This window comes from Trueperaceae bacterium (assembly GCA_031581195.1).
GTDB lineage: Bacteria > Deinococcota > Deinococci > Deinococcales > Trueperaceae > SLSQ01.
Window position 1 is genome coordinate 1 of the sequence record JAVLCF010000210.1, and the last position, 1648, is coordinate 1648.

Below are 1648 nucleotides of genomic sequence, written 5' to 3' on the forward strand. Positions count from 1 at the left end.
TACCGCGTCTTCCGGACCACGCGCACGACCCTCCACCGCTACAAGCGGACCGGCCTTCTCCCCCACGACACGAACATCCCCACGCGCAACGTGCGCGACCGGTTCATCCGCATGAGCCCCGACGAGGCACGCCTCTACCGGCGGATCGACGACTACATCCGCCGCTACTACAACCGCTACAAGAACGGTCCGGCCGACCAGAGGGCGCTCGGGTTCATCATGACCATCTACCGTAGGCGCCTCACCAGCAGCTTCCACGCCATCCGACGAAGCCTCCAAAAACGCCTCGACGCGCTCGACCAGGACGACCTCACCCTCCAAACGCTCGTCGACGAAGACGACGCCCTCGTCGCCGAGTACGGCGGGCCCCTCTTCGACGTCGAGAACGCCGAAGCCGCCAAGGAAACCCTCGCCCACGAGCGGGGCGAACTCACGGACTTCATCGACCGTCTCGAGGGTCTACCCCCCGACGAAAGCAAGATGCAGCGGCTGCACGAGCGTCTCGACCAAGCGTTCCGGGCCCACCACGACACCGCGGTGATCTTCACGCAGTACGGCGACACGCTTCACTACCTGCGCGAACGCCTCGCCGCCACCTACGGCGCGTACGTCGCCACCTGGTCCGGGCAAGGCGGCACACGGTACGACCCGACCACGAAGACCTGGGAACGCGTCCCCAAGACCACCCTCAAGAACCTCTTCCGCGCCGGCGAGGCCGTCAAGATCCTCATCGGTACCGACTCCATGAGCGAAGGCCTCAACCTCCAAACCTGCGGCCTGATCGTCAACTACGACATGCCCTGGAACTTCATGAGGGTCGAACAACGCATCGGGCGCCTCGACCGCATCGGTGGTCAACCCGTCGTCGACGTCGAGAACTACTTCTACGAAGACACCGTCGAGCAGCAGATCTACGACACGCTCAGCGAAGATTTCGACTGGTTCGAAAACGTCGTCGGCCCCGCCAGCCCCGTCCTCGGGAGCATCGAAGGGATCATCCGAGACGCCGCCATGGCCGACGCCGACGACGCGCAATCCGCCATCGACGCGGCCGTCGGCAAGATCCGCAAAGGCGTCGACGAGGCCAACGCACAACCCGTCGATCTCGACCACGCCACCAGCGATCCCTACGACGAAGATCCCGACCCCGTGCTCACGCTCGCCGACCTCGAGCACGAGCTGACGCACAACCCCCTCACGCAGGACCGCTTCGCACCCAGCAACGAAGCTTCGACGTACACGTTCACGCACCATGGAGCGTCGCATCGCGTGACGTTCGATCGCGATCTCGCTGCGGAACAGGGGGTTCCGCTCTTCACGTACGGGTCGTGGTTGTTCGAGGAACTCCTCACGGATCTCGTCGAGCGCGACGCGTAACCACTCACGACGCCGATTCACCCACGTACCGGTCGTGCACGCCGAGCACCCCCAGGTGCCCCGAGGACCCGACGAGGGTGGCACCCAGCAGACCGCGCACCGAACCGATACGGGATCCCGGCGCCTGTCGTCGCTCCCCCCGACACCGTTCCCGGACCGCCTCGGCACGCGTCCAAGGGGTCGACCCACCCCCCACGCCAATGCGACAGACTCACTTCACACGAAAGGAGGTGAAACCACTTCGGCGCCGCGGACCCAAGCCCCCGCGGCG

At 65.7% G+C, this 1648-nt stretch carries 1 protein-coding gene; it reads left to right on the top strand.

Annotated features, from left to right (window positions below; all coding sequences use genetic code 11):
* On the top strand, positions 1-1377 hold a 1377-nt coding region (locus RI554_11490), incomplete at its 5' end, for a helicase-related protein (GenBank protein MDR9392635.1).
* Positions 1378-1648: the final 271 nt, after the last annotated feature.